Source organism: Prevotella sp. CAG:592 (assembly GCF_000436015.1).
In the GTDB taxonomy this organism is placed as follows: Bacteria; Bacteroidota; Bacteroidia; order Bacteroidales; family Bacteroidaceae; genus Prevotella; species Prevotella pectinovora.
Genome location: NZ_FR892624.1, coordinates 22,782 through 30,191 on the forward strand (window position 1 = coordinate 22,782; position 7,410 = coordinate 30,191).

A 7,410-nucleotide genomic window follows, 5' to 3' on the forward strand; every position below is an offset into this window, starting at 1 on the left:
AGTTACGGATTCCGTAGCTGCTTTTTTTGTTTTTAATGAAATGCTTTCGGGCTATGACATAACGACGGACAGCAAAAGCGGAATGCTATTTTTGAGGTCAACCAGCAGATTGATCTTGCAGGTCTTTATAATGGTGTTTTTTTCAACGAAGCTGCTTTCTACGGTGGAACTTGTCTGCGCATATTCCATGGATTGCAGCGTTTCTCAGAGAATTTGGATTTTTCTCTTCTTGCTCCTAACGATAATTTTGAATTTACGCAATATTTTCAGCCTATAGTCGACATATTCGCTATGGTCGGCAGAGAGGTTGAAATAAAAAAGAAGGACAAAAAAAAGAATTTTGGCAAGGTGGAGTCTGCATTTCTGAAAGACAACACAGATGTATATCTTTGTTAAAGGATAGTTTCCTATTGTCATCTGTTGTTGATTACAAGCTTCTCCATCAGAATCTGAAGCCGAAGAACATTCTCACCCGCCATTTATTTCTGTGGAGCTGCAGGTGGACATCGTCGCCTGCAACGGAATAGTTGTATATCGCTGTGGCTCCGGCAAACTTGTTGCGCCAGGAATATACCACGGCAGCACGGCCGGTGATGATGACTGAAGGGAAATGATACTCCATACTGTTACGATAGGTATATGAGCCGGTAGAGGAATCTGTTGATTCATCGGCAGAGACGTCCGGAGAGGTAGAGATGGCAGAGGTGGTTGTAGCGCCATCGCTGATGGCGGCATCAGCAGCGGCGGCAGATTCCTCGCCGGTGGCTGAAATCCGGGTCTTGGTGTAGTCATGGGAATATATGGTGACGGTGGGCAGGGCGGAGAGATGGAAGAGCCAATGGCGGTGTACAACGAGGTTATAGGCATATCCTCCACCAACGGCAAACTCGTTGAGACGGATGGTCATATCTTTCATCTCCGTCTTCGACCCGTCGAAGCTCGCCCCTATCATCCAACTGCCGGCGCTGCGCTTCTGCACATAGCTCTGGCTGAAGGCGGCAGGGAATGAGAAGCGGCGACTGTTGAAGGCGTAATAGAAATTGAGGTTCAGGGCATTCTGCGACACCTGTCCCCTACCCACGTCCACTCGCTTGCCATCAACATAGCGGTGGCCATGAAAGGTCTTCGACGACAGATACACCACATCAAAGCCATAGCGGTTGCTGTATGAATTGAGGTTGAACTCATAGTCCTTGTTCTTTCCAGCGAGTTTGGCAGGATTCACAGAGAGGCTGAGCCCCAGTCCGCGATATGCCGCCGCCACACTGAACGTGCCCCGGCAGTCTGCCATCACATGCGTACGGCGCTCCAAAGCATCCGTCTTCGTCACGGTCTGCATGTCGGCACCCGACAACACACCAGTAAGCTTCACCGTCCACCGTGCATCAGGACGGGCGATGTATGTCGTGTCATATTTTATCTTGTTGTATTTGGCAGCCAGGAGGGAGTCGCCGCGGAACAGGAGCCTGTCGTAGCGCTGCATGCGCGCCTGGCGCTTGTGGTATTGTCTCAGCAGTCGTTGTTTCTTCTTCTCGCCCATATTGCTGCGGAGCACCCTGTCAATGAATAGGGAGTCAGCCCAGCGCAGCATCTGGCCTCTGTCAGCCGACTGCCGGAGCTGGAGTCTGAGACTGTCGGCAATCTGCAGTTTTTCTCTGAATGTCTTGCGTTGTTTCTTCTTTTGGGCGAGGGCGGTTGCCGGTGTCATAAGCGACAGTACGACGAAGAGCAGTATCACCTTGATGGTTGCGATACTGCTCACGGGAACTATTCTTGATGATATTCTTTGTGGAATTCTTTGCATATCCTTTGATATACAGGTTGTCAACGCTTCATTTCCTTCAGCAGCGCCAGTGCCTTGTTCTCGGCAGCTTCCATGATCTCGCGCTCGCCGGGACCTTTGTCGTTGATGCCGCAGAGATGCAGGATGCCATGGATTATCACGCGGTGAAGCTCGTCGTCATATTCCTTGCCGAAGAGTTCGGCATTCGAGCGCACCGTGTCGAGCGAAATCACTATATCACCGCTCACCACATCATCCTCGTCGTAGTCGAAGGTGATGACATCCGTATAGTAGTCGTGACCGAGATATTCGCGGTTCACCTCCAGAATTTTCTCGTCGTCAACGAACATATATCCTATATCCCCCAACCGACGCTTGTATGAAGCCACTACAGCCTTAATCCAAGCCGTCGTCTCGCGCTTCTTTATCTTTGGCATTGCTATGCCCTCTGAATCGTATGAAATCATAATCAGAAAATTTATTGTTGTCCGTTTTTGTCAGGGCAGGAATCGCTTTACGTCCTTTCCGAAGTGTGTCAGTTCCCTCACCACGCTCGAGCTGATGCTCTCCATTCCGGCTTCGGCAAAGAAGAGCACCGTCTCTATTCCCGTTAGCTGCCGGTTGATATCCGCCTGCTCACGCTCATATTCGAAGTCCTTCACGCTTCTCACTCCCTTTATGATGAACTCCGCTCCCTCGCGGCGGGCGAAGTCTACGGTGAGGTCGTTATACTGCTTCACCTCTATCTTCTCCTCCTCTTTGTATATCTGGCGTATTGTTTCCACGCGCGTTTCCGTGGTCTGCATGTATTTCTTGCGTTCGTTGTAGCCCACTCCTATCACGATTTTGTCGAAGAGCGGCAGAGCGCGTTTCACGAGCGAGTCATGGCCTATGGTATAGGGGTCGAAGCTGCCCACGAGTATTCCTATTCTCATATCTGTATATTTGCAATGGTATGATTCCAGTCCTAATGACTGATTTGGGTTATATCGTTGCAAAAGTAATATATTCATTTTTCTAATGCAAGAAAAACGTTGTCATTTAACCCAAATCGGCCATTAGGGCGTTTGGGAAGAAAATAAAATTGAATATCTTATAGTTGTAATTATTCAGTGAACACTAATTAATAGCAAGCCCTATTTATTATCATCCAAATTTCCCCCCACGTCATAGATAAAATCCAAAGAACACAGTTTAGAATTCTGCAGTCAGCGACATAATGTCAGAGAACGGTTAATATTTTTAAACTTTTCTGACGATTTGTCAAGCCACAATAGTCATAATGACAAAATATGTAAGCGGCACAGGAATTGCATCTCCATTAGCGAAGGCTGAAAACCGAAGGCGGAAGGATTCGAAAGAAACCTGAAGCCGAGAGGAGAAAGCCGATGAAAAGACTGCTGGTCAAAGCCGATGAAAAGAGGCAGAGATCAACGGGAAAAAACAGATAAATAAAAAACTAAAATAAAAATGGAGGTATTTGATATGTTACCAGTAATGAACAGAAATCTTTGGATGCCAGAAGAGTTTAATGACTTTTTCGATACTGACTTCATGCCACGTGTAAGTGCTACGGCACCGGCAATCAACGTCAAGGAAAGCGAGAAAGACTACACAGTGGAACTCGCCGCTCCTGGACTGACAAAGGATGACTTCAATGTCAATATCGACAACGACGGTAACCTGCACATCAAGATTGAGAACAAGAGCAACAAGAAGGATGAGGACAAGAAGAGCCACTATCTGCGTCGCGAATTCTCATACAGCAAATACGAGCAGACATTGCTCCTTCCTGACGATGTGGAAAAAGACAAAATCGCTGCCAGCGTAAACCATGGCGTATTGACCGTAGAACTTCCAAAGCTCGTGAAGGCAGAGGAGAAGACAGCACGTCAGATTGAAATCAAATAAGGCGTGAGAGAGAAGTAAAGCATAGAGAAAGGAGAATGTTTTAGATTACATAACCCCACATAGTTGGTGTTGGTTAAGTGAAGGCGCTTGCCCTATTGGGCAGGTGCCTTTTTCGTTATTATCAGCACATGGCGCGAGTCGGCAAGCGTGGTGGCAAAGATATACGTGTCGCCACCGTCTTTGATCTTCAGCTTCTTGCGCAGGTCTGCCACTGAGAGAGGGAAGTTCCTCACGGTGACGTTTGCCCTGGCAATGCCTGAGAGAGCCTGCCGCAACGCCTTCTTGTTGAGCTCCGTAACGGCACACACCTGGAACCGTCTGCCGGGGAAAGCCTCAACGAGACTTTCAGAAAGGAAGAGATGACTGTTTTGAGCCACCTGCGGCATCCCGTATCTCGCCGAAAGCATGGCGAAACAGCCTGCCTTCATTATTGATGCGTTAGGCTCGTAAATCCAACATCCGGGCTGCAGAAGGGCTGAAGGGGAAACGGCAGATGGAGAACTGCATGGAAGCAGAGCACAGATGTCGCCGCCATCGGTATATTCCTCTGAAACATAGTGCCAAGAGCCATCAGCCAGCTGCTGACAGTCAACACAACATACATGCAGCGGAGCACCACCCTGTCTGCCGCCACCAGCAGAGAGCACGAGCAGGAGTTCCTTGCACTCGTTCTTCACGGAGATAATATGCACCTCAGAAACATTGCCGAGGTCTGCCACCGCCTTGTGCCAGTCGAGCATCGGCGACAGCTTCACCACCACATAGTCGGCATGAGCAAGAAGCTCACCCTTGAGCGCCACCACATCCGGTGTGCAGTCGGCGATGGCGAAGGTACGTCCGCCATGGTCGTCGCGGCGTGCCGGGTCGATGAATATCGTCGTGGCATGGGGCATGTTGAGGAGATATTCCTCGGTGTCGCCACAAACGATTTCCGCATCCTTCACGCCGAGCAGCGGCATGTTGTGGGCCACTACCCTACAGAGCGTCTCCTGCCTCTCCACATACGTCTTGTGGCGGAAGCCTCTCGACATGAAGGAGAAGTCCACTCCGAATCCTCCCGTCAGGTCTACGTGTCTTTCTGCATTGCCGTCAGCCAGACGCTCAGCCAGTCGCTGCTTGTATACGGCAGTAGGCTCCGACGAACATTGTTCCATGGATAGATGCGGCGGGAATACCAGTCCGTCGGTGTCTGCCCATGAAGGCAGTTTCCGTCGTGCCGCCTGCCATCCCGCAATCTGTTCCAGTGCGTATGCCATGTCAACGCCATCGGGTCTTGACTTGAGGGCGAGCTGGCGCACGTCGTCGGTCTTGTGTATGGATATGAACGAGAGGGTCTCGCCGTTGGGTATCAATGTCATATCAATATGTATTCTTGAGTAAACGAAAAGGCTCCGTGCCTTCCCTTTGTGTAGAATGCCCGGAGCCTTGTCTTTGTGTATGTATGCAGTGAAAAGCTATGCCATTATTTCTTCACCACCTTCACCATCTTGCCGTCAGCAGTCTTCACAACGTATATGTTGCCGCTCTGCATCTTGCTCACCTGCTGTCCGCTAACGGTGTAGATCTTGGTAGCGTGGATGTTCTGGTCCATCTTGGTCTCTACTGTAGAGATGCCGTTGGTCACCTTTCCTTCCTTGATGTCAACAGTGTAGCGGGTGATGTTCTTGCTGTCGGCAGAAACCACGGTGATTGTAGCCGTAGAAGCCTTAGGGTCGGTAGAAGAACGCTCTACTCTCTTTGTCACAGTAGCGCCGGCGCCGGCTGTCACCTCAATCATGTCTACAGTCATCTTCTTTGAAGCAGGCACCTTAGAGTAGTAGTATGTTCCAGGTTCGAATCCGTTGATTTCCTGTCCGTCAATCTTGATGGAGCTGAGCTGTGAACTGTACTCGAGTTCCACATCGTCTACATAGAGCTTGTCGTCAGCGCTTCCCTTACCAGGAGTAGCGTTTGTAGAGATGGTCACGAGGATAGCGTTAGGGTCGGCACCGTTGGCGATGTAAGAATCATAGTCGAACGGAATTGTGATCTTCTGCCACTCGTCCTTGCTCTCGATGGTCTTGTTCTGAGCCTTTGCCACTACATTTTTGGATTCTGTTCCCTCTGCCTCTGGATCCTGATACTTCTTGCCGTCGGTGATCACCGCGCTGATTGTGGCATAAGGATAGTCTTTGGCGAGGTCGCCGCCGCCCTGCTGGAACTTCACCCACACGCTGATAGCGTCCGGTTTGGCGTCTACAGTAGCATAGAACGGATCGCCGTTGGCGTCGAGAGCCTCGTTGCTGAAATCGAGGAATGCGTGGTTGCCGGTGTTTGCAGCCTGTGCAGCACCTGCGTTCATCTGTCCTGTAGTGATTGTTCCGTTAGGAATCTGTCCGAAGATAGCCTTTCCTGTTGTGATGAGCACGCTCTTCTTTCCTGTAGTTCCGGGACGAGTTTCGTTGCTCTCCGCTGTGTGGACAGCGCTCTTCACCATTGAAGCCAGCGTACCGGTAGCTGTCATGAACGAATGCCATGCGTTTGGCTCCTGGCTTGTTGCAGAACCGGCTGTGGCTGTATGGAATTTCTCGAAGCCAGAGTTAGGAATCTGTCCGATGGTATAGTCTTCGTCGCCGAGAGTGAGCTTCAGCGAGCGTCTGATAGCCTTGAAAGTATCGATGATGAGGTTGCCATAGAACTTGCCGCCGCGGATTTCTCCGTTGAAGTAAGCCTGCAGCTTGCCGCCGTTGAGGGCTGTGTAGCCAGGACCCTGCCAGCTGATATTCGTGTCGTCGCCTTCAACGATTTCGATGTCCTGAACAGAGCGCAGGATGGTATATACGCCGGCGTTTGTCATAGGAACGTTCTCGATAACGATGTTTCCTACTGGCTGCTCCTGCATATAATACTCGTATTTCACGTTCTTGATGGTCACGGTGCATGTGCCGTCGCCGTTTGGCTGAACCTGAACAGTTGATTTAGGATACTTCTTGGATCCGGAACCGGCGTTGATGTCCAACGTGGTCACATAGTCGGTTGCCTGTGCTGTGAGTGCTGCGGCAGCCAGGATGAATGAAGATAATAATTTTTTCATGTGTAGTATTATTTTTAACGATTAAATGATTTCTCCATTATTTGTTCATCACCTTCACGGTCTTGCCGTTTGTGAGCTTCAGGATGTTGATGCCGCGCACCATAGAGTTCACGCGCTGTCCGCCGAGAGTATATACGGCAGCCACCTTGGCATTCTGGTCAATGGTGCCGGCAGAGATGCCGTCGGTACCGAAGTTGTTGTCGCCGAATACGGCTTCCACGTCACCCACGCCAGGCACGGTGAGGCTGATGAGAGCATAGAACTTGTCGCCCTTGCTGCGTGAACCTTCCTTCACGGTAACGTCGATCTTGCCGCCGAGCATCTCCTGGATATCAGCGCCATTGGTGATGGTAGCTGTCTGTGTGGTGGCATAGTTGGTGAATCCCTCTGAGTCGTCGTCGCCCTGAACATCGGTCATGGTAACGTCGCCGATGAGCATCTCCATGAAGCTGAACTGGTTGAGCTTGATGGTGTATTTGCCTTCCTCTGCCTGCTCGGTGATAGTGATGGAAGCCCTGTCTGTGACAGGCTGCCCCATAACGGTGATTACGATATTGTCCTCATAAGTTTTCTCGTTGTTTCCTTGTGCCATTGCGCCAATGGTGATCATTGCCATGGCAATAAGAGTAAAAATTTTCTTCAT

At 50.2% G+C, this 7,410-nt stretch carries 7 protein-coding genes and 1 pseudogene; 2 read left to right on the forward strand and 6 right to left on the reverse strand.

Annotation, left to right across the window (positions count from 1 at the left end; all coding sequences use genetic code 11):
• Positions 1-40: 40 nt before the first annotated feature.
• A pseudogene (locus tag QVO99_RS09570) lies at positions 41-387 on the forward strand (nucleotidyl transferase AbiEii/AbiGii toxin family protein); the annotation flags it as partial.
• 55 nt (positions 388-442) lie between these two features.
• Here QVO99_RS09570 and QVO99_RS09575 read toward each other — a convergent pair.
• Genes QVO99_RS09575 through coaD form a run of 3 tightly spaced genes read right to left on the reverse strand, consistent with a single transcriptional unit; the run spans position 443 to position 2,718 of the window.
• The gene (locus QVO99_RS09575; RefSeq protein WP_022317390.1) at positions 443-1,804 is read right to left on the reverse strand and encodes a DUF4421 family protein; all 1,362 of its coding nucleotides are present in this window, start codon (positions 1,802-1,804) and stop codon (positions 443-445) included.
• A gap of 20 nt (positions 1,805-1,824) precedes the next feature.
• On the reverse strand, positions 1,825-2,250 hold the full coding sequence (gene ybeY, locus QVO99_RS09580; RefSeq protein WP_022317391.1) for an rRNA maturation RNase YbeY: 426 nt from the start codon (positions 2,248-2,250) through the stop codon (positions 1,825-1,827).
• A gap of 30 nt (positions 2,251-2,280) precedes the next feature.
• A complete protein-coding gene (gene coaD / locus QVO99_RS09585) occupies positions 2,281-2,718 on the reverse strand; it encodes a pantetheine-phosphate adenylyltransferase (RefSeq protein WP_022317392.1) in 438 nt (145 codons plus the stop codon).
• A gap of 550 nt (positions 2,719-3,268) precedes the next feature.
• On the opposite strand from coaD, the gene QVO99_RS09590 reads away from it, so the two are divergent.
• Positions 3,269-3,694, forward strand: coding sequence for an Hsp20/alpha crystallin family protein (locus tag QVO99_RS09590; protein WP_394358837.1), 426 nt, complete (start codon positions 3,269-3,271; stop codon positions 3,692-3,694).
• Between the two features lie 92 nt (positions 3,695-3,786).
• On the opposite strand, the gene QVO99_RS09595 is transcribed toward QVO99_RS09590, so the two are convergent.
• The 3 genes from QVO99_RS09595 to QVO99_RS09605 all read right to left on the reverse strand — a co-directional run.
• Positions 3,787-5,052, reverse strand: coding sequence for a class I SAM-dependent methyltransferase (locus tag QVO99_RS09595; protein WP_022317394.1), 1,266 nt, complete (start codon positions 5,050-5,052; stop codon positions 3,787-3,789).
• 104 nt (positions 5,053-5,156) lie between these two features.
• The gene (locus QVO99_RS09600; RefSeq protein ID WP_022317395.1) at positions 5,157-6,767 is read right to left on the reverse strand and encodes a calycin-like domain-containing protein; all 1,611 of its coding nucleotides are present in this window, start codon (positions 6,765-6,767) and stop codon (positions 5,157-5,159) included.
• A 37-nt stretch (positions 6,768-6,804) separates the two neighbouring features.
• Positions 6,805-7,410 (reverse strand): calycin-like domain-containing protein (locus tag QVO99_RS09605; protein ID WP_022317396.1); only part of this gene is annotated, 606 nt, incomplete at its 5' end.

What these genes read in the sequence shown, in the direction of transcription:
- QVO99_RS09575 (WP_022317390.1), bottom strand. Translation starts at nt 1,804, where the DNA reads ATGCAAAGAATTCCACAAAGAATATCATCAAGAATAGTTCCCGTGAGC.
- ybeY (WP_022317391.1), bottom strand. Translation starts at nt 2,250, where the DNA reads ATGATTTCATACGATTCAGAGGGCATAGCAATGCCAAAGATAAAGAAG.
- coaD (WP_022317392.1), bottom strand. Translation starts at nt 2,718, where the DNA reads ATGAGAATAGGAATACTCGTGGGCAGCTTCGACCCCTATACCATAGGC.
- QVO99_RS09590 (WP_394358837.1), top strand. Translation starts at nt 3,269, where the DNA reads ATGTTACCAGTAATGAACAGAAATCTTTGGATGCCAGAAGAGTTTAAT.
- QVO99_RS09595 (WP_022317394.1), bottom strand. Translation starts at nt 5,052, where the DNA reads ATGACATTGATACCCAACGGCGAGACCCTCTCGTTCATATCCATACAC.
- QVO99_RS09600 (WP_022317395.1), bottom strand. Translation starts at nt 6,767, where the DNA reads ATGAAAAAATTATTATCTTCATTCATCCTGGCTGCCGCAGCACTCACA.